This window comes from Mesorhizobium sp. CNPSo 4689, assembly GCF_057784325.1.
Genome location: NZ_JBWLUZ010000010.1, coordinates 106,216 through 129,223 on the forward strand (window position 1 = coordinate 106,216; position 23,008 = coordinate 129,223).

21 protein-coding genes, 1 tRNA gene and 1 pseudogene are annotated in these 23,008 nt (G+C 62.4%); 15 read left to right on the forward strand and 8 right to left on the reverse strand.

Going from position 1 to position 23,008, the window contains the following annotated elements:
• Nucleotides 1–34: 34 nt before the first annotated feature.
• From AC04SI_RS16275 to AC04SI_RS16295, 5 genes are all read left to right on the forward strand, one after another.
• A complete protein-coding gene (locus tag AC04SI_RS16275; RefSeq protein ID WP_404274538.1) occupies nt 35–613 on the forward strand; it encodes a cytochrome b in 579 nt (192 codons plus the stop codon).
• A gap of 67 nt (nt 614–680) precedes the next feature.
• Nucleotides 681–1,256: a YceI family protein gene (locus AC04SI_RS16280; protein WP_404274536.1), complete on the forward strand. Its 576-nt coding sequence runs from the start codon at nt 681–683 to the stop codon at nt 1,254–1,256.
• 192 nt (nt 1,257–1,448) lie between these two features.
• Nucleotides 1,449–2,435 (forward strand): Gfo/Idh/MocA family protein, encoded by a 987-nt coding sequence (locus AC04SI_RS16285; protein WP_404274534.1) that lies wholly within the window; start codon nt 1,449–1,451, stop codon nt 2,433–2,435.
• 30 nt (nt 2,436–2,465) lie between these two features.
• Nucleotides 2,466–4,124, forward strand: a complete 1,659-nt coding sequence (locus AC04SI_RS16290) for an FAD-binding dehydrogenase (protein ID WP_404274532.1) — start codon at nt 2,466–2,468, stop codon at nt 4,122–4,124.
• A 240-nt stretch (nt 4,125–4,364) separates the two neighbouring features.
• Nucleotides 4,365–5,561 (forward strand): caspase family protein, encoded by a 1,197-nt coding sequence (locus AC04SI_RS16295; protein WP_404274531.1) that lies wholly within the window; start codon nt 4,365–4,367, stop codon nt 5,559–5,561.
• A 101-nt stretch (nt 5,562–5,662) separates the two neighbouring features.
• On the opposite strand, the gene AC04SI_RS16300 is transcribed toward AC04SI_RS16295, so the two are convergent.
• Nucleotides 5,663–6,028 carry a VOC family protein gene (locus AC04SI_RS16300; protein ID WP_488474502.1) on the reverse strand — a complete coding sequence of 122 codons (366 nt, stop codon included), beginning with the start codon at nt 6,026–6,028 and terminating at the stop codon, nt 5,663–5,665.
• 147 nt (nt 6,029–6,175) lie between these two features.
• On the opposite strand from AC04SI_RS16300, the gene AC04SI_RS16305 reads away from it, so the two are divergent.
• Both AC04SI_RS16305 and AC04SI_RS16310 read left to right on the forward strand, forming a co-directional pair.
• The gene (locus AC04SI_RS16305; protein WP_210328547.1) at nt 6,176–6,496 is read left to right on the forward strand and encodes a hypothetical protein; all 321 of its coding nucleotides are present in this window, start codon (nt 6,176–6,178) and stop codon (nt 6,494–6,496) included.
• A gap of 50 nt (nt 6,497–6,546) precedes the next feature.
• Entirely contained in the window at nt 6,547–7,431 is an 885-nt protein-coding gene (locus AC04SI_RS16310) for a sigma-70 family RNA polymerase sigma factor (RefSeq protein ID WP_404274527.1), read from the forward strand.
• Nucleotides 7,432–7,454: 23 nt separating this feature from the next.
• On the opposite strand, the gene AC04SI_RS16315 is transcribed toward AC04SI_RS16310, so the two are convergent.
• From AC04SI_RS16315 to AC04SI_RS16325, 3 genes are read right to left on the reverse strand one after another with little or no spacing between them, the layout of a single operon-like run.
• A complete protein-coding gene (locus AC04SI_RS16315) occupies nt 7,455–8,351 on the reverse strand; it encodes a diacylglycerol kinase catalytic domain-containing protein (RefSeq protein WP_404274525.1) in 897 nt (298 codons plus the stop codon).
• Nucleotides 8,352–8,361: 10 nt separating this feature from the next.
• Nucleotides 8,362–9,345, reverse strand: coding sequence for an SPFH domain-containing protein (locus AC04SI_RS16320; protein WP_404274524.1), 984 nt, complete (start codon nt 9,343–9,345; stop codon nt 8,362–8,364).
• Nucleotides 9,346–9,366: 21 nt separating this feature from the next.
• A complete protein-coding gene (locus AC04SI_RS16325; RefSeq protein WP_404274522.1) occupies nt 9,367–10,089 on the reverse strand; it encodes an NUDIX hydrolase in 723 nt (240 codons plus the stop codon).
• 152 nt (nt 10,090–10,241) lie between these two features.
• Here AC04SI_RS16325 and AC04SI_RS16330 point away from each other — a divergent pair, with 152 nt between their 5' ends.
• Nucleotides 10,242–11,897 carry an ATP-dependent Clp protease adaptor ClpS gene (locus AC04SI_RS16330; protein WP_404274521.1) on the forward strand — a complete coding sequence of 552 codons (1,656 nt, stop codon included), beginning with the start codon at nt 10,242–10,244 and terminating at the stop codon, nt 11,895–11,897.
• 207 nt (nt 11,898–12,104) lie between these two features.
• Here AC04SI_RS16330 and AC04SI_RS16335 read toward each other — a convergent pair whose 3' ends face one another.
• A complete protein-coding gene (locus tag AC04SI_RS16335; protein WP_192178210.1) occupies nt 12,105–12,494 on the reverse strand; it encodes a hypothetical protein in 390 nt (129 codons plus the stop codon).
• A gap of 200 nt (nt 12,495–12,694) precedes the next feature.
• Nucleotides 12,695–13,681, reverse strand: a complete 987-nt coding sequence (locus tag AC04SI_RS16340) for a LysR family transcriptional regulator (protein ID WP_488474503.1) — start codon at nt 13,679–13,681, stop codon at nt 12,695–12,697.
• Nucleotides 13,682–13,723: 42 nt separating this feature from the next.
• Here AC04SI_RS16340 and AC04SI_RS16345 point away from each other — a divergent pair.
• Together AC04SI_RS16345 and AC04SI_RS16350 are read left to right on the forward strand one after the other, a co-directional pair.
• A pseudogene (locus tag AC04SI_RS16345) lies at nt 13,724–15,266 on the forward strand (acetolactate synthase large subunit).
• 27 nt (nt 15,267–15,293) lie between these two features.
• Nucleotides 15,294–16,493, forward strand: coding sequence for a pyridoxal phosphate-dependent aminotransferase (locus AC04SI_RS16350; protein WP_404274518.1), 1,200 nt, complete (start codon nt 15,294–15,296; stop codon nt 16,491–16,493).
• Nucleotides 16,494–16,857: 364 nt separating this feature from the next.
• Here the strand turns inward: AC04SI_RS16350 and AC04SI_RS16355 are convergent.
• Both AC04SI_RS16355 and AC04SI_RS16360 read right to left on the reverse strand, forming a co-directional pair.
• Nucleotides 16,858–16,934 (reverse strand) — tRNA-Arg (locus tag AC04SI_RS16355).
• A gap of 282 nt (nt 16,935–17,216) precedes the next feature.
• A complete protein-coding gene (locus AC04SI_RS16360) occupies nt 17,217–18,704 on the reverse strand; it encodes an ATP-binding protein (protein WP_404274516.1) in 1,488 nt (495 codons plus the stop codon).
• A 275-nt stretch (nt 18,705–18,979) separates the two neighbouring features.
• Between AC04SI_RS16360 and rpmH the strand changes: the two genes are divergently transcribed.
• The 5 genes from rpmH (at nt 18,980) to yihA (ending at nt 22,958) form a co-directional block, all read left to right on the forward strand.
• Nucleotides 18,980–19,114 carry a 50S ribosomal protein L34 gene (gene rpmH / locus AC04SI_RS16365; RefSeq protein ID WP_008833937.1) on the forward strand — a complete coding sequence of 45 codons (135 nt, stop codon included), beginning with the start codon at nt 18,980–18,982 and terminating at the stop codon, nt 19,112–19,114.
• A gap of 16 nt (nt 19,115–19,130) precedes the next feature.
• Complete coding sequence (gene rnpA, locus AC04SI_RS16370) at nt 19,131–19,484, forward strand: ribonuclease P protein component (protein ID WP_488474504.1); 354 nt, start codon at nt 19,131–19,133, stop codon at nt 19,482–19,484.
• Nucleotides 19,485–19,498: 14 nt separating this feature from the next.
• On the forward strand, nt 19,499–21,313 hold the full coding sequence (yidC, locus tag AC04SI_RS16375) for a membrane protein insertase YidC (RefSeq protein ID WP_404274504.1): 1,815 nt from the start codon (nt 19,499–19,501) through the stop codon (nt 21,311–21,313).
• 350 nt (nt 21,314–21,663) lie between these two features.
• Entirely contained in the window at nt 21,664–22,302 is a 639-nt protein-coding gene (locus AC04SI_RS16380; protein WP_404274503.1) for a CatB-related O-acetyltransferase, read from the forward strand.
• Nucleotides 22,299–22,958: a ribosome biogenesis GTP-binding protein YihA/YsxC gene (gene yihA / locus AC04SI_RS16385; RefSeq protein ID WP_192178205.1), complete on the forward strand. Its 660-nt coding sequence runs from the start codon at nt 22,299–22,301 to the stop codon at nt 22,956–22,958. The genes AC04SI_RS16380 and yihA overlap by 4 nt, the downstream gene beginning before the upstream one ends.
• Nucleotides 22,959–23,008 lie beyond the last annotated feature (50 nt).

Sequence of the window (23,008 nt, forward strand, 5' to 3'; positions counted from 1 at the left end):
GGACGAAAGATGGTCCGGCAATCGTTGAGTGGCCATGGCGACAATGATCACCAACAACACGAACCGCTATGGCTGGGCGGCGATCGCGCTGCATTGGCTGATCGCGTTGATCTTCATCGGCCAGTTCGCGCTCGGCTTCATCATGGTGCGGATCGAGAGCCAGCGCACGGCCTTCGAGCTGATCCAGCTGCACAAATCCTTCGGCTTTCTGCTGCTCGGCCTCATCATCCTGCGCATCGCCTGGCGCCTCGGCAATGCGGCGCCGGCGCTGCCGCGCTCGGTCGGGGCCTTGGAGCGCCGGGCGGCGCCGCTAGCGCATTTCGCGCTCTACGCGTTCCAGCTTGCCTTGCCGCTTTCCGGCTGGGCGCTGGTCTCGGTGTCGATGCTGGAAATCCCCAGCATGCCGTTCAACCTGTTCGTCATGCCGAACCTGCCGCTTGCCATGTCGGACGCGGCGGAGAACATCTGGGCAGCGGCGCACTGGTATCTTGCCTATGCCGGCATCGCGCTTGTCGTCCTGCATGTGCTGGCTGCGCTGCGGCATCATTTCTGGCTGCGCGACAGCGTGCTCGTTCGCATGATCACACCTTCGTCAGATCAAGAGATGGAATAGGACGGGCGGCTGATACGTTCATGGGGCGAGGACGCAGACAGTGCGTGTCTCCAGAAGGAAAAAACCCATGTATGCGCGCATCCTCGGATTGGCGGCTTTTGCCGCTTGCCTTGCCATGCCTGTTTTCGCGGCGGTTGCCCTTAGCGACGCCGCCGGCAGCTATACGATCAGCCCGGCGGGTTCGAGCATCCGCTTCACCATCGGCAAGGCCGGCGGCGGCGGCTTCGACGGCGCCTTCGCCCGTTTCAAGGGCACGATCCGCATCGACAACAGCGATGTCGGGCGCTCGGCGGTCAATCTCACCATCTATCCGGAAAGCGTCGGCACCGGCCAGAACCGCATCGATGCCTTCCTGCGCTCCGACGCGGTGTTCGACACGGCCAACAGCCCCGAAATCAAGTTCCGCTCGACAAGCGTCAAACGCACCAGCGACACGACGGCTTTGGTCACCGGCCAGCTGACGGCGCGCGGCAAGACGTTTGCCGAAAAATTCACCGCCGAACTCGGCGGCCTCAAGGGTGGCACGATCAAATTCCACGTGACCGGCAAGGTGCTTAGGTCGCGCTACGGCATGGATGTCGGCACGCCGATCTATTCCAACGTCGTCAACTTCGACATGACGCTGACAGGAAGAAGGGGCTGAACGCTACCTTCGCAGGTATTCCTCGCCCCCGCAGAGCGGGGGTGAGGTTCAAGCGCCTTCAACTGCGACTTTCAGCCCGTCACGAAGACCCTTCTCCCCACTTCGTGGGGCGAGGAACCGGCACCCCGCATTGGCTTTTCCACCGATTTCGGGCAAACCTCGTCGCCTGCAAATTAGAGATGGAGAAGCCGGATGTTCCGATGGGGTGTTTTGTCGACGGCCAAGATCGGCCGCGAGCAATTGTTGCCGGCGATCGTCGAGGCGGAGAACGGCGTGCTGTCGGCGATCGCCAGCCGCGACCTGTCGAAGGCGCGTGCGCTGGCCGACCGCTTCGGCGCGCCGCATGCCTTCGGCTCCTATGTGGAGCTGCTGGCTTCCAAGGACATCGACGGCGTCTATATCCCGCTGCCGACCTCGCAGCATGTCGAATGGACGGCCAAGGCGATCGAGGCCGGCAAGCATGTGCTGGTCGAGAAGCCGCTGGCGCTCGACGCCAAGGACATCGCGCCGCTGATCAAGCTGCGCGACGCCAAAAAAGTGCTGGTGTGCGAGGCCTTCATGGTCACCTACCACCCGCAATGGATCAAGGTGCGCGACCTGATCGCCAGTGGCGCCATCGGCCGGCTGCGCCATGTGCAGGGCGCGTTCTCCTACTACAATGTCGACCCCAAGAACATGCGCAACCAGCTCGATCTCGGCGGCGGCGCGCTGCCCGACATCGGCGTCTATCCGACGGTGTCGACGCGCTTTTCGACCGGCAAGGAGCCGTTGCGCGTGCAGGCGACGATCGAGCGCGACAAGAGTTTCGGCACCGACATCTACTCCTCGATCCGTGCCGATTTCGGCGACTTCGAACTGTCCTTCTATTTGTCGACGCAGATGGCGGCCCGGCAGGTGATGGTGTTCCACGGCGAGATGGGTTTCATCGAGGTGTTCTCGCCGTTCAATGCCGGGCTTTACGACCACCATCGCATCGAGCTGCACAACCAGAACCACACGGAAGCCCAAGTGTTCCGCTTCCCCGGCACGCAGCAATACCGGCTGGAGGTCGAGACCTTCGCGCGCGCCGCCCAGGGCGGCAAGGAGCGCGTCTTCACGCTGGAGGAATCGGTGCTCAACCAGAAGGTCATCGACGCCATCTTCCGTGCCGGCGGCAAGGACGGCTGGGAGAACGTCTGATACTTTTCCAAAGCCTGGGGGGAGAAAAAGATGGCTGACGATGCGGATGTGATCATTGTCGGGGCGGGACTGGCCGGCCTCGTCGCCGCAGCAGAACTGGCGGAGGCCGGCAAGAAGACCATCATCGTCGATCAGGAGCCGGAGCAGTCGCTGGGCGGCCAGGCGTTCTGGTCGTTCGGCGGCCTCTTCCTCGTCGATTCGCCGGAACAGCGGCGCATGCGCATCCGCGATTCGCATGATCTGGCGCTCGAGGACTGGATGGGCACCGCCGCCTTCGACCGGCCGGAAGATTTCTGGCCGCGCAAATGGGCCGAGGCCTATGTCGGCTTCGCCGCCGGCGAAAAGCGCTCCTGGCTGATGCAGCGTGGCATAAAATTCTTTCCGGTGGTCGGCTGGGCCGAGCGCGGCGGTGGTAATGCGATCGGCCACGGCAATTCGGTGCCGCGCTTCCACATCACCTGGGGCACCGGCCCCGGCGTGCTCGAACCTTTCGTCCAGCGCGTGCGCGAGGCCGAGAAGCGCGGGTTGATAAGCTTCAGGTTCCGCCACCGCGTCAACGAGCTGACGCGGTCGGGCAAGACGGTGACCGGCGTGCGCGGCGATATCCTGGAACCAAGCACTATCGAGCGCGGCCGCAAGAGTTCGCGCGAGATTTCAGGCGGTTTCGAGCTCAGGGCGCAGGCGGTGATCGTCGCCTCCGGCGGCATCGGCGCCAATCCCGAGCTGGTGCGCAAGAACTGGCCGCAGCGGCTGGGCACGCCGCCAAGGCGCATGATCACCGGCGTGCCCGACCATGTCGACGGCCGCATGCTCGGGATCACGGAGGCGGCCGGCGGCTCGATTATCAACCGCGACCGCATGTGGCACTATGTCGAGGGGATAAGAAACTGGGCGCCCATCTGGACCGACCATGCCATCCGCATCCTGCCCGGCCCGTCCTCGCTGTGGCTCGACGCGCGCGGCAAGCGCCTGCCGGTGCCGCTCTATCCCGGCTTCGATACGCTGGGTACGCTCAGCCACATCATGAGCACCGGCTTCGACTATTCCTGGTTCATCCTGACCAAGAAAATCATCCAGAAGGAGTTCGCCCTGTCGGGCTCCGAGCAGAACCCGGACCTGACGAACAAGAGCTGGCGGCAGGTGCTGGGGCGCGCCACATCGGGCATTCCGGGTCCGGTCAAGGCGTTCATGGAAAAGGGCGAGGATTTTATCGTCGAGGCCGAATTGCCGGCGCTTGTCGCGCGGATGAATGCTCTGGCCGGCGGCGAGCCTTTGCTCGAACTCCGGCAGGTCGAGCGCCAGATCCGCGCCCGTGACCTGCAGCTCGACAACCCCTTCTCGAAGGACATGCAGATCACCGCTTTGCGCGGCGCGCGCGCCTATCTCGGCGACAGACTGATCCGCACGGCCAGGCCGCACAAGATGCTCGATCCGGCAAACGGGCCGCTGATCGCGGTGCGCCTCAACATCCTCACCCGCAAGACGCTGGGCGGCCTGCAGACCGACCTCGACAGCCGTGTTCTCGGCGCCGACGGCCAGCCGGTCGAAGGGCTCTATGCGGTCGGTGAAGCCGCCGGCTTCGGCGGTGGCGGCGTGCATGGATATGCCGCGCTTGAAGGCACCTTCCTCGGCGGCTGTATTTTCTCGGGCCGCAGCGCGGGGCGAGCCGCTGCTGGTGCGGTGGTCTGAACGATAGAACGGTGTTGCTGCACGCTCGTGAAGTCGGTGGCACCTCATATGCTGCATCATTCCAGCAATTGATTCTTCCTCGACGAAGTCGATCCCCGAAAAAGCATTACGACGCCCGGAGAATCACAACGAGCCGCCTCCGGCAAGTTTGAATACTTTCCTAAGCAAGACCGTCTCATACGGTGGGTACCCACGCGCTTTAACAAATGCTAATATTCTTCGTTACTCGGGAACGTCGCAATGTCCAAGATTTGCTTGTTGTGCGCGTGCCTTCTTTTTCTGGCAGGATTGTCGACACCGGCATCCTCTCAGGTCGAAATCGGCCAGCGCAGCCACAGACATGCACTTGTTATCGGCAACTCTGCCTACCGCTATGCGCCATCGCTCGGCAACGGGGTGAATGACGCGAATGCGATCGCTCGAGTTTTGGAGGAGATGGGTTTTGAGGTCACCCTTGGCCTGGATGCTGACGCGTCAACGTTTAGGGAACTCATCGGAAAATTCAGGCGAAACTTGCAGCCGGGTGACGTCTCCCTTTTTTACTACGCCGGACACGGGCTCCAAGCGAACGGAGAAAACTACCTATTGCCTGTCGATGCCGCACTTCAACGTCCGGCGGACTTGGCTCTAGAAGCTGAGCGCTTGCAAGATATTATTTCAGCCATGACGGCCGAGGAAAATACCGCCATCGTCCTTCTCGATGCGTGTCGGGACAATCCTTTCGTTAAGCAATTAAATGGACAGAGTCAGAGTCGCGGCCTTGCAATAGGAAAGGGGCTGGGAGCCTTGGATGCTGGCAGGGGAGTCTTTATCGGCTTTGCAACACAGCCCGGCAATGTGGCTCTCGATGGAGCCGCCAATCATAGCCCTTTTGCAGACTCTCTTGTGAAGCGCATGAAGACTCCTTCAATCGACATTGAAATTCTTATGCGTCGCGTCCGGTTAGACGTCATGAATGCGACTTCTGGGAGGCAGGTCCCCTGGAGCAACTCGTCCTTGGTGGAGCCAGGGTTCTCATTCAACCCAGATGCCGCATCGAATCAGTCTCCGTCAGCACTCCATGAGCCAGACATCAATACGGCGACAGAACTCGAATTTTGGAGATCGATCAAGGATACATCCGATGTCTCGATGTATCGTGCTTATCTAGCGGCATTTCCGAATGGTGCATTCATCCAAATTGCAAAGAGCCGAATTGCTAAGTTCGAGGCACCTGCGCCGCCACGCAAGAAAATCCTGCCAAAGAAAGTCAGTCGTAGGCCGCAAGCCTCGTTGCCTATCAACAAGCCTTCCGCCAATCGTTCAGCGGAAACGACCGCACCTGCTAAACCGGAAGCCGTTGGACGATGCAGGGATGGCAATAAGGAGCAATGTCGCCAAAACTGCAGAGAAGGCAGGAAGCGTGCCTGTCGTAAGCTGCAGCAGCTTGGGGGTTAAAACGCGGATGACTGCCTTGTGTACCGACTTCGGGCGCGTCGTGGCGGGGGGCGGTTGACCCGAGATCCGACGACGCGATGTGAGGGCATGCCGCCGCCAGATTATCGGCTTGCCAGCACCATGCGGTTGCCTTCGCTGTCGCGGAATTCGGCGACGGTGCGGCCCGGCTGCCACGGTGCTTCCTGCGGCTCGCTGACGATCTCGACGCCACGCGCCTTCAGGGCTGCGGTCGTTGCCTCGACATTGTCGTCGACCAGGACCAGCACCGGTTCCGTGCTTGGCGCTGCGTTCGCCCGCCTGACGAAATGCAGGTTGGTGACCGCATGGGGAAATGCCAGCTCGATCCAACGCCAGCCACTGTCGCCCATCGGCTGGTCGGCTATGAGCTGGCAGGCAAGGTGACCGGTGTAGAACGCCTTGGCGCGGTCCTGGTCGAACACGGGAAGTTCGGCAAACTGGATATGCATGATGTCTCTCCTCATCACAGAGACCGCGGCGCGGCCTCGACCGATGAAAGACGACGGAGACGATCGAAAAGATTCGCAGGATGCCGAGAATCTTTTTGGCGATGCGCAACGTCTTTCTCGTGCAGACCCACCAATCAGGAGACAACAATGGGCTACAATCTCATCCGCTACGGCGTGAAAGACGCCAGCATCGCCGACAACCGGGCGCTGGTGGCGAAGGTGTTCGAGGCGCTCGACGAAACGAAGCCGCAATCCGTGCGCTATCTGGTGCTGGAGCTGGAGACTGGCGAGTTCGTCCATCTCGTCGGCCAGGACAAGGACAGTTCCGCTCTTACCGGGCTCGATGCCTTCAAGGCGTTCAGCGCCGATCACGCAGAGCGGCGCTCCGGGCCACTCAGCAGATCGGCGGCAAAAATCGTCGGCAACTATCGTATGCTGACGGATGCCGATGAGGTCATGCCGGCCTGACCACGGGTGCCGGTATGGCGTCTGGACCAGCCACGCGGAGAACGAGGACAATGAGCACACAAAAACTCGACCGCGCGACACTGGAGGCGATGCTTGCTGGACTGCGCCCGAAGCTGCATCGCTACTGCGCCCGCATGTCGGGTTCGGTGATCGACGGCGAGGACATCGTGCAGGAGACGATGCTGAAGGCGCTGCAGGCGCTCGACGGCAACGCCGTGGTCGAACGTCCCGAGCAATGGCTGTTTCGCATCGCCCACAATGCCGCGCAGGACCATCTGCGCCGGCGCCAGCGGGAGCGGTCGCGCATGACCGAGGCCGACATGACGACGATAGAGGATCCTTCCGCCGTTGCCGACGCAAGGCTCGCCGCTGCAGCCAGCCTGCGCAGCTTCATGCAGCTTTCGGTGGCGCAGCGCAGCGCCGTGATCCTCGTCGATGTGCTCGGCCTCAGCCTCTCCGAGACCTGCGAGGTGACGGGCGCGACGCTGGCTGCCACCAAGGCGGCGCTGCATCGCGGCCGGGGCGAGTTGAGAGCGCTGGCATCGGAGGAGACGGTCATGCCGAGGCTCGATGCCGACGACGAGCGGCGCCTGCGCCGCTATGTCGACCTGTTCAACGCGCGCGACTTCGATGCGGTCAGGGCGCTGATCGCCGAGGATATCCAGCTTGAGGTCGTCAACCGCACCCGCCTCAGCGGCAAGGCGCAGGCCTCGACTTATTTCGGCAATTACGACCGCGCCAGTGACTGGGCGTTGTCGCTGGGCTTTGTCGAAGGCCAGCCGGCGGTCCTGATCCGTGATCCGCAGACGCCTGACGGCGCGGTGCGCGGCTTCATGCTGGTCGAGTGGCTGGACGAGCAAGTGATCGCGATCCGCGATTTCCGCTACGCGCCCTATTGCGTCGTCGATGCGGATATCCGCCCGATCGATGATTAGATGGTTGCCCTAGGAGGGCCTGCTCACTGGTCGACGACAAGACGCAGCACTCGGGAGGCCGGCAACAGTCGCACACGCCTGCCCCAGTCAAAGGCAATAAAGTCCTGCTCGATGCCGTCTGCGAAAATCACGCCGCCTTCATTCATCCGGGAGGTGATCAGAAGAGGCCTTTCGGTGATCTTTCCGGCGCGCAGCCTTGTGGCCGTGGCCACGCTTGGAAAGGGCTCGCGCACCCAGAAGCCGACCGCGTGCTCCTCACGGCCAACCTCCAGATCGAGATGCGTTGCGTCCATGATCGAGCGGGCCCAGCCGGTCGCGCCGGTGCCGGAGGCGACGATGAGACCGCTGGAGGAATGGTCCTCCGCTTCGCCCTCGGCCTCGATCCGGTAACGGGCCGACTGGTGGCTGCGGTGGCCGACAAAGATTTCATTGAGCGCGAGAAGCGTTTCCCCGCCGTCGAGCTCGGCCTCGACCATGGTTCGGGATTCCACGACTGCATCGCCAGCGATGCTGGCGGCCAGCAACCTGGCCAGCCTGCCGACGCCGATCCTTACCAGGACCCCGTCATAGAGATCCGGTGCCGGATTGACGCCGAGGACCGGCTGCCCATCGAGATATTTGGCCACATTGGCAACCAGCCCATCCTGCCCCACCGGCACCACGACGTCGTCCGCGGCGAAGAGGAACCGGTCAAGGTCGGCACGCCGGACCAAAGCCTGCCGCCAGTTCGCGGGCACCGAGCCCCGAGCCGCCGCCAGGACCGCGTGGAAGGCATGGTGGCGGGCCTCGATATCCTCGATGCGCTGGCCGCGCGTCTGCAGGAAGAAGCGAGCCTGATCGCGCGTGGCGTGGCGCGCGACCAGAAGCTCGTAGTCGGTCTCACGCGTCACGAAGACGGCGCGGGGACGGTTCACCGCCATTTTCGCCCCTTCAGCGGGCATCGACGAGTGCCTGGCCCTTGCGGAATTCGCCAAGCACGGTGGCGAGCAGGTCCGGCGTCACATTGACATGCTCTATCTTCTCCAGCTTGCCGGCGAGCTGCTGGGCGGCGAGGCCGAGCAGGATGGCCGGCGGCAGGTCGCGGTAGATCGCGATGCGCTGCCGCTCCGCTTCGGCCCTGGCGCCTTCGACGGCGCGGATACGCTCGGCTTCGGCCGCCGCCTCCACCTGCTGCGCTTCCGCCACGCCGGTGGCGCGGTTGCGGGCATTCTCGGCCTCTTCGGCGATCAAGAGCTTCTCGCGCCGCGCCAGTTCCGTTCGGGTGGCCAGTTCGTTCTCGGCAATGGCGCGCTCCTTCTCAACGGCGAGTGCCCGCCGCTCGAAGGTCGCCTGGTCGGCCTTCTGCTGCAGCGCCTCGAAGGTCGGCGTCTGCAAGGCGCGATCGAGCTCGCTTGTCGGAACGAGGTTGGTGAGCCGTACCGTGACGGCGGCGACGCCGATATCCGTCAGCGCCGGATCGGCGGCAACCACCGCCTGCAGCCGCTCGCGCAAGGGCGCGGGGCCGGCATCGAGCAGTCCGCGCACCGGCGCCTGCCCCAGATATTGCTGCACCGCCTGATTGGCGATGCCGGCAATGCGCGCCTGTATCGTCTCGATCGGCTCGCCATGCGTTCTGCCGGTTCTCAGGTCGATGCTGAAATCGACGCGTTCGGCCAGTCGTTGCGGATCGACGACGTGCCAGCCGACCGTGCCCTGCACGGTGACGGTCTGGAAGTCCTGGCTGCGGCCCTTGACGAACAGCGTCATCTCGCGGTCGTCCATCGGCACTTCGGCAATGCTGGCGGTTTCAGGCGCGAACCAAAAGACCAGGCCGCGGCCATTTTGCATCACGCGACCGTTGCGATAGCGGATGATGTGGCTGCTTGCCTCGCTGCGAAGCTGGGCGATCAAGCCAAAGTTGCGGATCGTAGCCATGATGGTTTCTCCCTCAATCGGTTACGGACGTTGAAAACGGTAAAGCTCTGCCGGGCGATAGGCCGTGCCTGCCTCATGGGCGCCCGTGGCAGCAAGCCAGCCTTTGTCGAGCAGGCGGCGGCGGAAGGCCGGCTTGTTGAGCGACGTGCCGAGAATTGCCTCATGCACATCCTGCAACTGGCGCAGCGTGAACAATTCGGGCAGGAGCGCGAAGCCAACATCCGAATAGTCGAGCTTGCCGCGCAGCCGCAGCACCGCCGTCGCCAGGATATCGGCATGGTCGAAGGCGAGCGTCAGCGCCCCGTTTTCCGGCGACACAACGCTTACAGGGCCGCCGGCCTCGCCGGACCACGGCACCTGGATCGCGGCCGGCAGCAGGGCAGGCATCGCCTGCAGCGCGGCGGCGAAGGCCGTCTCAGTGAGCAGCGCGAGATAGGCGACGCTGATGATGCGCATGCGCGGATCACGATCAACCGCACCGAACGTGTAAAGCTGCTCGAGATAAGCGTGGCCGATCCCGGCCTTCTCGCGGAGCACCCGCTCGGCAGCGGCGTCAAGCGTCTCGTCAATGCCGACGAAGCCGCCCGGCAGCGCCCACCGGCCCTGATAAGGCTGCTGATCGCGCTTGAGCAACAGGACGGCAGGCTTTCCATTCCGCACCCCCAGCAGGACCAGGTCGACTGTCACCGACGGCCGCTGGAACGCGTTCGGGTCGTAACCCCTGAGGAAATCCGTCTCGTCCATTGGTGCGCTATCAGTCTAATATGCAAGATACATATATCTTGTGTGCATATATGTCAACGAAGCGCGCGATGGAAGGGTCAAGTCGTTAACAATTCATGCAACGTGGCGCAGATATTGTTGGTCACCAACAGCCCGAGAAGTGAGCCATCCCATTGCGCAATACTCCCGCCGAGGCAGTCGATTTGCAGCTTGTCATTCACAATGACGACCAGACTCCGTGGGAGTTTGTCGTCGATCTCGTTCGTTCTGTCTTCGACCGATCGGAGGCGGAGGCCGAGGCCTTCGCCGCGACAGTGGCGCAGGAGGGAGAGGCTGTGTGCGGCAGCTATCCTTTCGCAATCGCGAAAGCGATGCTGGACACAGCGCAGCAGCGCATCAAAGCAGCCGGTCACCCGCTTCGTATCACCACCGCTCCCAGTGGAACCGAAAACACGACCACCGCCGGCCATCCGGCGCGGACTTCGCGTGACAAAAAGTTCAAATATGCCTATGAGGCAATCGCCTGGCATTTTGGCGGGCTGGCGCACGATGAGATCATCGCAACCTCCCGCCAGTTTCCCGGCCATATGCGCGCCGACGTGCAGGTAGCGCTCGACAAACTGTTCTCAACCTCGCCTGTTCGCTTCTTCGGCCTCTACGAGCAACATCGCTACGAGACGCTGACCTATGCCGCGCTGACAAAAGACGGACAGTTCGCCGTCACCATCTCGGCAGCGCAATACCAAGATGTCGATATCGGCGAAAGCGAACCAATAAAGTGTCTCAGCAATGGTTTGTGGCTCAATCGGGATGGAGATCTGCACTACGCGGTCGTGCTGTCCTTTCACCGTGAGTACGGTCACGAGGCCGGAACCTGCGTCGAGATTGCCGTGCCGGCCGGCGAGGGTGGCGTGGCCCTGGTGGACCGCTGCTTCTCTGAGTTGGAGGCCGCTATCAATGCCGCGCGCTCCTACCGCGGCAAAGTTCTCTCACTCGAAACGGAAGGTGACTATCGCGGCCGCTCCAAAGGCGTGATGGTCCATCGCTTGCCGCAAGTGCGGCGCGACGCGATCATCCTGCCGGAACGGACTCTGAAGCTTCTCGACCGCAACGTGATCCGGTTCATCGAGAGCCGGGAAGCGCTGAGACAGCTTGGGCAATCGACGCGCAAGGGCATCTTGCTCTACGGCCCGCCGGGCACCGGCAAGACGCACACCATTCGCCACCTCGCCGCCAATCTCCCTGGTCATACGACACTCATCATAACTGCCGGCCAGATGGGCCTACTGTCGCAATACATGACCCTGGCGCGCCTGCTGCAGCCGGCTACGGTGGTGATTGAGGACGTGGACCTCATTGCCCGCGACCGAGAGAATATGGGGAGTCCGTGCGAAGAGTCTCTCCTCAACACCCTACTCAACGAGATGGACGGGCTAAAGGACAATGCCGACATCCTGTTCATCCTTACCACCAACCGGCCCGAACAACTTGAAGATGCTCTCACAGGGAGGCCGGGACGTATCGACCAGGCTATCGAGGTGCCGCTGCCGGACGACGACTGCCGGGAGAAGCTGGTGCGCCTGTATGGCGGCGGGCTAAAACTTTCCGACAAGATCGTGGGCGAGGCTGTGGCGCGCACGAAGGGCGTCAGCGCAGCCTTCATCAAGGAGCTTATGCGCCGTACCGCGCAAACGAGCATCATGCATGGCGATGGAGAGGCTGTGACCTCCAAAGATCTGGCCGAAGCCCTCGACGACATGCTGTTCACCGGCGGCCGGCTAAACGTGAAGCTGCTTGGCGGAGCAACCGAGGGCCCATCAAGTTGCTGAGCCGGTGTCGAATTGCGGGCAGGCGACAGCGATCTGTTCGTTGCCTTGGTGGAACGACGGAGTTCGAACCGATGGCAAAATGGCGCGCCAGCGTGAAAGTGATAACTACGTCTCCGCTGGAGCACTCTGATATTGCTGCCGTCGGTCCGCGAACGCCTCCGTCGACCACCGGGGGCTCGCCAAGGCTACTACGACCGTTCGCGGCGGCTAGGGCGAGACCAGGTGCTCGCGCCCGCCCTGCTCCACCATCTTGAGCCGGCTTTCGGGCCCGTCCGCTTCGAGGATAATGTAGCTCTCGTCGTCGCCGCCGACGAAGCTTAAGCCCGCTCCAGTCATCGAAGCACTGATCTTTACCGAGGGCTGGCCGTTTGGATGGATCAGCCGGAACAGCACGGTTTCGCTCGCCCCTTCGACCTCGGGCTGGATGGACAGGCTGGCGCGCACCCGCCCCCGGGGGTCCACGAGCTCGAAGGCGCTGCCGCGAAGGATGCCCATGCCGCCCTGTGCGGTCGCCGGCAAAACTTGCGTCAACCCGATTCCCAAGAGCAAAACCAAATTGGCCGCAGTCAATACGCCAAGAACTACCTCGCGCCTCATCTATCACTCCAATCATCAGCCGATCGGGAAATGTTGCGCCTCTTTTGCGGCAGTGCGGTGACGAGGCGTTGAAGCGCACCGCCGAATATGCCGACAAGGCCACTCTGCTCGCTCCGGACGATGTCGCCGTTGCAACATAGCTTGCGTTATCGTCAGCAGCATCTCTGTGACGCCGAAAGGTTGGCGCTCCTCGATCCGGCTCAATCAATGCCGAGGGTTCGGCGCTGTAGTGCAAATGCGTCTCTGATCGTGTTGCAGAGTGCCATCGCTACGGGATCGGACGGCTCCTTGGACCCCAGCATATTGACTTCGAAATGAAGAAGCTCAGGCAAACTTGCTCGACCGCCTAGAATGTCGACATCATCGGGCACGGTTGATCTGAGAACTGCGGTAACGGCTAGGTCAGTCCTAACCGTGGCGCTCACGGTCTCCATCGTGCCGACCTCGGAAACGGTTCTAAATATGATCTTGCCCTCCTGAAGCGCTCGAACCATCGCCGGACGTAGCGCGTTTGTTTTGTTGCTAAGCGACACGGGCAGTGGCGAACGTTTGAAGGCCTCTCCGTTCCTCGCGCCGATCCACACGGGACGATCGACCAACAGACACTCCTTCGAGGCCGAGTACTTTGCAGCGCCGACCGGTTCTTCGACGATGGCGATATCGATCTCGCCGCTCAGCCAGTCTTCTGTGAGCTTGGGCGAAGTTCGGCAAACCAATGTAACCTCCACGCGCGGGTACTCCCGCGCAAAGACGCGGAGCGCAGTGGGAAGAAAGCTATTCACAATGTCAGTTGGTGCGCCCAAGCGAACTTCGCCGAGCATGGGCGGCTCGCTCATCTCGGCCTGAACATCGTCATTCAGTTTGACGATGGCGCGTGCGCCGGACAGGAGGCGATCTCCTGCCGGGGTCAGTCGGAGCGAACGATTTCCTCTGAAGAATAGCTTGCAGTTGAGGCTTTCTTCGAGGCGTCGGACCTGCTGGCTGATTGCGGCTTGCGTCAGGTGCAGCCTGCGCCCAGCGGCCGTCATTTGGCCTTCCTCGGCGATGGTGAGGAAGGTCCGTAGCAGGGCAACGTCTAGGTTGCGGGACATGGGGCGGCGTCGGTCATTGCTGCCCACTTCAACACATAACAAGCTCTTATGCGAGGAATAAAAAGAATTAGATTTCAGCATGATTTGGGCTCGCATACTCTCCTCTCGATTGGAGAGAACCCGTGGGACCAACGCGAGATGAATGGAGCTGAGAGTCTCGTTCAGACTCTGCTGGGAAGCGGGGTCGACACCTGTTTTGCCAATCCCGGCACAAGCGAGATGCACTTTGTAGCAGCTCTCGACAAAGTCCCCGGCATCCATTGTATTCTTGGCCTGCAGGAGAACGTCGTAACTGGAATGGCGGACGGGTACTTCCGCATCGCACGCAAGCCGGCCGCAACGCTCCTGCATTGTGGGCCCGGCCTGGCGAACGGGATGGGCAACCTGCACAACGCCCGCCGCGCCCGTGCCGGCATCGTCAATATCGTGGGCGATCAGGCGACCTATCACCGCCCCTTTGACGCGCCGCTTACGGCCGACACCGAAGGCATGGCTCGAACTGTCTCGCACTGGGTTCGAACCAGCATCCGTGCCGACGAAGTTGGTCGAGACGCTGCTGTTGCAGTGCAGGCGGCGAATGCGGCCTCTGGCCAGATCGCCACCCTGATCCTGCCCGCTGACGCCTCATGGAATCCGGGGGGGCGTCGTTGGCGATCGGTTGGCCGTGCCTCCGACCCCACCGGTCGATCCCTTAGCAATTGAGAACGCAGCGCGCGTTCTACGCGCTAACAAAAATGTGCTGGTACTGCTCGCCGATCAGGCGACTCTCGCGCCGTCGCAGCCGCTGGCATGGCGCGTTGCACAAGCGACCGGTGCGCACCTTCTTGCGAGTTATTCAAATGCGCATATGGCGCGTGGCCGGGGCCGCTTGCAGTTGGAGCGCGTACCTTACGCCACTGACGCCGCGATTCAGGTGCTCGCAAAGTATGAGCACATCATCCTTGTTAACGCGAAGGCGCCTGTTGGCTTCTTTGCCTATCCGGGCAAGCCCTCGACGCAATATCCATCAAGCGCCCAAATTCACGTGCTCTCTCGTTTTGAGCAGGACTCCGTCGCTGCCCTTCAGGCACTTGTCGACGAATTGGGTGCTCCGGACATTGCCATCCCCGACCCCGGTCCGCGACCGGAGTTAGTGCGGGGCGCACCGACACAGGAAGGGCTGGCTATCACGCTGGCCGCGGTCATGCCGGAGAATGCAATTGTCTCGAACGAGAGCATTTCGTTCGGCCGCGATTTCTACAAATATACACACGCCGCCCCGGCGCATGACTGGCTCAATCTTGGCGGTGGCGCGATCGGGGATGGCCTTCCGGTTTCGACGGGTGCTGCCGTTGCAGGCAAGGGCGAGCGGCGCGTCATCAGCTTACAGGCCGACGGCTCGGCTATGTACTCCTTGCAGTCGCTTTGGACGCAGGCACGAGAGAAGCTGCCTTGCACCACCGTGCTGCTGAACAACCGCAAGTACAACATCCTGATCGGCGAGCTTGACAACGTAGGCGCCAAGCCCGGACCAACGGCGATGGGCATGCTCGACCTATCCAACCCTGATCTCGACTGGGTGAGGCTCGCCAAGGGCATGGGTGTCGAGGCTGCGAGAGCCAGCACCCTGGAGGACTGTGCCGACTTGATGGAGCAGAGCTTCAGGCACAGAGCGCCCTTCCTCATTGATCTGACTATCTAGCCCAATCCCAACAGGCGAACGCCGACCGTGAAACTCAGCCGCAACTTAGAAAACTTCGAGCTGTCTGCCATCTCGCGTGTGTTCGCGATGGTGAAGGACCTGCGTGCCGAGGGGCGTGAGATCGTCGATCTTTGCGTGGGCGAGCCCGACTTCGACACACCAGAACACGTCAAGGAAGCTGCTCACCAGGCCGCGCTTGCGGGTGACACAAAGTACACGGTGATCGACGGCACTGCCGCCCTCAAAGAGTCAATCTGCCGCAAGCTCAAGCGTGAGAACGGACTCGACTTCTCGCCGAAGGAAATCTCTGTCGGAGCTGGGGCGAAAACCGTTCTCCACACAACTCTCACGGTACTGGTTGATCCGGACGACGAAGTGGTTCTGCTCACGCCGGCATGGGGCTCCTATGCCGAGATGCTAGGCATGTTGGGCGCGAAGAAAGTGTTGGTGCGAGGCGAGGCGAACAATGGCTTCAGGATCACACCAGTGGCCCTGCGGGCGGCTCTGTCTGCCCGAACGAGGGCCATCGTGATCAACTCGCCCTCAAACCCTGCCGGCGCAACTTACAGCCACACAGAGTTCGAAGCACTGGCGGAGGTGCTACGCGAGTATCCGGATGTGTGGGTGATCTCAGATGAGATCTACGAGCACATCCTTTTCACCGGCGAGCCCTACGTCTCATTCCTCGCCGCCGCTCCGGACTTTCGCCACCGCACGGTCACAATCAACGGGGTATCGAAAGCTTATGCGATGACGGGGTGGCGGATCGGCTGGGCGGCAGCACCTGCCGGTGTGATACTCGCAATGCGCAAGGTCATCTCGAATAGCACTTCGAGCCCCTGCACGATCTCGCAAGCTGCGGCGGTGGCCGCACTTGAAGGCCCGAAGACGTTGCTGGCGGAACGCAACGCCGTTTATCGCCACCGGGGACAACGGCTGATGGCGGCGCTCGAAGATGCCCCAAGCCTGAAAGTCGTTCCGCCCGGCGGTGCCTTTTACTTGTATCTCGATTGCGGAGAGATGCTGAAAAAGATGCACCCAAAAGCGGGCGTGCTCACGTCAAGTTTCGACGTTGTTCGAGCGTTGCTGGAGCATCACGGTCTGGCCGTTGTGCACGGCGCTGCGTTTCAGCATGACCCGGCGTTCCGACTGTCCTTCGCAGCGTCGGAAAATTCCCTCGCCAGAGCGGCAGGCATCCTGCGCGATTTCGCGGCCTGCCTTCGCTAAGCGCTTCTGGCGATCCGTACATAACGAGACGCCTGCGCATGCCGCGTAGTCGTGAGTCGAGGGCGGGCGCGAAAGCCTTCTCGTCGTGGGTCCAGGGATTCGGCTTCGCGTCACTCGGGAGCGTCGCTCGGTTAGCACGACAGACCAGATTCTGCCGATTCGAGGACCTGGGAACGGAGACGTGATCGGCTAACCGCCAAATTGGTGTTGTCAGCCCACGAGTAGTGCGGGACCCGTTGCGGGCCATTCCACCTCCCGCGGGTGATGCCTCGGATGCCGACCAAAGATCTTGCGCTTCCGCAGACCAAATCGCAGACTAATCTCTCTATTTGGTCGGCGGCGTTCTGCTAAGTCCTTGAAAATTTGGCGCGCCCGAAGAGATTCGAACTCCTGACCCCCAGATTCGTAGTCTGGTGCTCTATCCAGCTGAGCTACGGGCGCGCAACAGGCCATGCTTTGCATAGCCCCGCGATCCGATCGTGACGACCGGCCGCGACGAGACGTGTTCCCTAGCGACTGAATTTCCGAAAAGCAAGCCGATCCGGCAAAAGTTTTGTCGCAGGCGCTCCGCTAGTGCGGATCAGGTGTGTTGAGATTCAGGTCAGGCCGAGCCGAAAATTGCGGATTCCGAGAACCGGAGCGGAGCGTACTTTTAGTACGTGAGCACCGGAAGCGCAGGAAACCGCCATCTGCAGGCCGGCCTCACCTGAATCTCAACACACCTTAGGCCGGGCGGCGCAGGCTGCCGCGCGCCTGGTCGAACCGGACCGGCTGGTCGGGGATGGTGACGGCGAACGTGGTGCGGCCGCCGATGCTCTCGACCAGCTCGACCGTGCCGCCATGGGCGCGGATCAGCTCGTAGGCGATGGCCAGGCCAAGGCCGGTGCCGCCGCTGCGCGCCGAGCCACGGAAGGCCGCGAACAGGTTCTCGCGCGCCTTCGGGGGCAGGCCGGGGCCGGTGTCGGTGACGATGATGCGGCTGACGCTGCCCATGCGCTCGGCCGATACCGCCAGCCGGCGCACCACGGCGCCCTCAGTGTCCGCCGCCATCGCCTGCACGGCGTTGCGGCAAAGATTGGTGAGCACGCGGAACAGCTGGTCGGAATCGGCGTCGACCTCGAAGGCCAGCTCGACGGCATTGACGAACTCGATGCCTTCCTCGATGTCGAGCAGGCCGTGCACGTCCTCGACCAGCTGGCGCAGCCGCAGCCGCCGGCGCGAGGGCGGCGGCTCCTGGGTGCGGCCATAGGCCAGCACGCCTTCGGAATAGGACACGGCGCGGTCAAGCGCGCGCAGCAATTTTGGCGCGAAGGCCTGCACGGTTGGATCTTTCACCTGCCGCAAGCGGTCCGAGATCAGCTGCGCGGAGGCGAGGATGTTGCGCATGTCGTGATTGATCTTCGACACGGCGAGGCCGAGATCGGCGAGGTGCTTCTGCTCGGTCAGCATCTTCTGCAGCCGTTCCTGCATCTGCGACAGCTCGCGCTCGGCAACGCCGATCTCGTCGGCGCGCGCGGCCGGACGAATGATCCGCCCGGGGTCATCAGGTGCCTCGGAGAAGGACAGCATCGAGCGGGTCATGGTGCGGATCGGGCCGATCATGATCAAGTCGATCGCGGCATAGACGAGCATGGCGGTGAACAGCGAGATCAGCAGCGAGACGAAGGCGACGTTGCGCGAATAGATGAGCATGGCGTTGCGCAAGGCGTAGTCGGGCATGATCAGCTCGAATTCCTTGTCGCTCTCGCCGACCGGCCCGAAAACGCGCAGCATGCGATTGCCGCCGAAGAACAGCGTGTCGAGCGCACCTCTCATGCCCTCGACCAGGCCGACACTGGCGATGTCGATGTGCTCGTCGACCTGCGGCGGCATGTCGGACACCACCAGGAGCCTGGAGACGCCGCCGTCGCGCACGGCGATCGCCTTGGCGCCGATCGCCATCAGCACGTCGTTCTGGGCGGTGCGCGACAGCGAATTGGGCTCGCCCTGCACCAGCACGACCGATACCGCGGCCGCTGTGCCCAGCCTCTCCTTCAGCCAGCTCAACCGGTAGCTGGCGATCCAGGGCAGGAAAATCAGGACTTCGGCCAAGAGCACGAAGACGATGGTGAGCAGGAGAAGCTTGGTCGACAGCCCACGCGACAGCGGCACCGTACGGGCGGCGGTGGTCGCCGGGCCGGCTTTTTCGTCCGTGGCTAGGGCTTCACTCATGCAGCGTCTTCACAAACACTTGAACAGCCAAGATTAGGCGATTGCGGCTTTTTTGCCAATTTCATCCTTGGGCGAACAAATATGGTCGCCCGAAAGACCGCGACAACCCGGCCCGCCGCCCCGGATTGACTTCCAAAACCCTTCTTTCTATAAGCCCGCTCACGCTCGGGCCATTCGTCCCGGCGCGGTTTCGATCGCGCCTAAACCGGCCCGGCAAAGCTCCTGTTACACAGTGACAGAATCAAGAAGGGCCGCACCCCGCGGTATTAAAACAAATGAAGCGTACCTACCAACCGTCTAAACTCGTCCGCAAGCGCCGGCACGGTTTCCGTGCCCGCATGGCCACCAAGGGTGGTCGCGGCGTCGTCGCAGCTCGCCGCAACCGCGGCCGCAAGCGGCTCAGCGCCTGAACGGAAGACGAGATCGTTGCCCGCAACCGGCAAGCCAGTGGGACCAAATCCCAAGCGGCTTCTGAAGCGCGCGGATTTTCTGGCCGTCCGCCGCGGTGAAAAGCGGCGCGGGCGGCTTTTTCTCGTTGAAGTTCTCGACCGTGGCGACGACCATGCGCCGCGCGTCGGCTACACCGTCACCAAGAAGGTCGGCAATGCGGTCGTCCGTAACCGCGTCAGGCGGCGGCTCAGGGAAGCCGTGCGCACGCATGCGGCCGATGACATGGCGCCCGGCAATGACTATGTCATCGTCGGGCGTGAAGATGTGCTTACCATTCCGTTCGGCCAGTTGAAGGCCGAACTCTCACGCCGACTGCGCGGAACACGATAGGCCAAGGGCTTTCGATGGAAAACAATCGTAACTTCTTCATCACCATCGCGCTGTCGGTGCTGATCCTGACGCTTTGGCAGGTGTTCTACATGAACCCGCGCGTCGAAGCCCAGCGCGAGGCGGCCCGCATCGAAGAGCAGCGGGTGGCTGAGCAGAAGAAGGCCGCCGAAGGCGCCAATCCAGGTGCTGCCGGAACGCCGGTGCCGCCGCAGGGCGCCATTCCCAACGCGCCCGGCGGCGAAGCCGTCACGGCGGCCGGCCGCGAGCAGGCGCTGGCGGCGACGGCGCGCGTCAAGATCGACACGCCGAGCCTCGAGGGCTCGATCAACCTCACCGGCGCGCGCCTCGACGACCTCAAGCTCAAGCACTACACGGAAACGGTCGACAAGAATTCGCCGGAGATCGAACTGCTCAACCCGTCGGTGCTGCCCAATGGCTATTTTGCCGAGATCGGCTTTGTCGGTAACGACAAGACCGGCGCGGTGCCGGGCGCGGACACGGTGTGGAAGTTTGACGGCAATGCAACGCTGACGCCGGCGACGCCGGTGACGCTGACCTATTCGAACGACAAGGGCCTGACCTTCAAGCGCACCTTCTCGGTCGACAACGACTACATGTTCACCGTTTCCGATACGGTGCAGAATTCCGGCGCCACCGCCGTCTCGCTGTTCAACTACGGCCGCGTCACCCGCTTCGACAAGCCGGCCGTCGCCAGCATCTATGTGCTGCATGAGGGCCTGATCGGCTTCACCGGTACGGAAGGCCTGCAGGAACACAAATACGCGTCCATCGAAAAGGACAAGCAGTTCCAGCCGGGCAAGTCGACCGACGGCTGGCTCGGCATCACCGACAAGTACTGGGCGGTGACGCTGGTGCCGACCGAGAAGCAACCGTTCCAGCCACGCTATGCCTATTTCGAGGATGGCCGGCATCGCTACCAGTCCGACTTCCTGACCGACCCGATCAATGTCGACGCCGGCCAGTCGGCAACCGTCGAGACCGAGGTCTTCGCCGGCGCCAAGGAAGTGGCCAAGATCAATGCCTATGCCGAGGATCGCAACATCAAGCGGTTCGACCTGCTGATCGATTGGGGCTGGTTCCACTTCATCACCAAGCCGATGTTCTGGCTGATCGACACGCTCTACAAATTCTTCGGCAATTTCGGCCTGGCCATCCTCGCCACTACCGTCGTCGTCAAGGCCATCTTCTTCCCGCTCGCCAACAAGTCCTACGCGTCGATGGCGAACATGAAGAAGGTGCAGCCGAAGATGCTCGAGATCCGCGAGAAATACGCGGACGACAAGATGAAGCAGCAGCAGGCGATGATGGAGCTCTACAAGACGGAGAAGATCAATCCGATCGCCGGCTGCTGGCCGGTGGCGCTGCAGATCCCGGTGTTCTTCGCGCTCTACAAGGTGCTCTACATCACCATCGAGATGCGGCACGCACCGTTCTTCGGCTGGATCCAGGATCTGGCCGCACCCGATCCGACATCGCTGTTCAACCTGTTCGGTCTCATTCCGATCACGCTGCCGCATATGTTGATGATCGGCGTTTGGCCGCTGGTCATGGGCATCACCATGTTCCTGCAGATGCGCATGAACCCGACGCCGCCGGACCCGACGCAGGCCGCGATCTTCACCTGGATGCCGGTGATCTTCACCTTCATGATGGCGGGCTTCCCCGCCGGCCTGGTCATCTACTGGGCCTGGAACAACCTGCTGTCGATCCTGCAGCAAGGCGTGATCATGAAGCGCCAGGGCGCCAAGATCGAGCTATGGGACAATCTGGTGGCGTTGTTCCGCAAGAAACCCTCGCCCGCGGAATAGCGGGCGCCCCCGACCCCCACAAGGTTTCGAAAACCCCGGTTCGTCCGGGGTTTTTGCTGCCGGATCACATTTTGTAACCGGCGAAACTCCGGCTCGCCGCGCGCCGTAGCTGTTGTGTTGCGACCTCGCAGCGCGCGCGGCTTGAGGGAAGCTGCGAAGGGGTTTGCCGATCGTCATGTTATCAGTCGCGGCAAGACACCACGCCACGGTGACGGCTTCCGGCGCAGACGCGCCGGTGTTTGGGAGGCCGTCCCGGCGACCGGGGTCCTGTCGTCCTTCGCGGGACCCCGGTTTATCTCGCCCCAAATCACGCTATTTTGGACCTGCCCGAGATGATACGGAGCCAGGCCATGAGCGGACCCAACCCAAACATCAAGCATCCGATCCCGATGCATATGCGCGTCGGTTTCCTGAAAGGGCTGGTCAACGCGCCGAACATCGAAATCGGCGACTTCACCTATTATGACGACCCGGACGGGCCCGACAAATTTGCCGAGCGCTGCGTGCTGCACCACTACCCGTTCATCGGCGACAGACTGATCATCGGCAAGTTCTGCGCCATCGCCGAGGGCGCGCGCTTCATCATGAACGGCGCCAACCACGCCATGTCCGGCTTCTCGACCTATCCGTTCAACATCTTCGGCCATGGCTGGGAAGAGGGTTTCGACCCAAAGACATGGTCGAAGGAAATACGCGGCGACACGGTGCTCGGCAATGATGTATGGATCGGCATGGACGCGGTGATAATGCCCGGTGTGACGATCGGCCATGGCGCCATCGTCGCGGCAAAGTCGGTTGTCACGCACGACGTGCCGCCCTATGCGATCGTTGCCGGAAATGCGGCCAAGGTGGTGAAAATGCGCTTCGACGACAAGACAGTCCGGCGGCTGCTGATGGCGGCATGGTGGAACTGGCCGGTAGACAAGATCAGCCGCAACCTCAATGCCATCAGGGGCGCCGACATTGCCCGGCTGGAGGCCGCCGTTTGAACGCCCTGGACAAGACCGTGATCGCTCCCGAACTGTTCACGCAGGCCTGGATCTTCATCCGCGGCGTGCCGGCGATGAAATTCCTGCCGCCGGAGGGGCCGCCGGAGATCGCCTTCGCCGGCCGCTCGAATGTCGGCAAGTCGTCGCTGATCAACGCGCTGGTCAACCAAAAGGGGCTGGCGCGCACCTCCAACACGCCGGGGCGCACGCAGGAACTCAACTATTTCGTGCCGGGCGGGTTTTCCGGCGAAGGCACCGACCTGCCGCCGATGGCGCTGGTCGACATGCCGGGCTACGGCTATGCGAGCGCGCCGAAGGAAAAGGTCGACGACTGGACGAAGCTGGTTTTCGACTATCTCAAGGGCCGCGTGACGCTGAAACGCGTCTATGTGCTGATCGACGCCCGCCACGGCATCAAGGCCAAGGACGACGAAGTGCTGTCGCTGCTCGACAAGGCGGCTGTGTCCTACCAGATCGTGCTGACCAAGACCGACAAGATCAAGGCGGCCGGCGTGCCGCGGCTGATCGAGGAGACGCTTGCCAAGATCAAGAAGCGGCCGGCAGCGTTTCCGTTCGTTCTGGCGACATCGTCGGAGAAGAGCGAGGGCCTCGAGGAATTGCGCGCAGCGATCGTGCTCGCCGCCAATGGTGGCTAAAGCAATTCCAAGAAAAGTGTGTAGCGGTTTTCCGTCCGGAATTGCGCCAA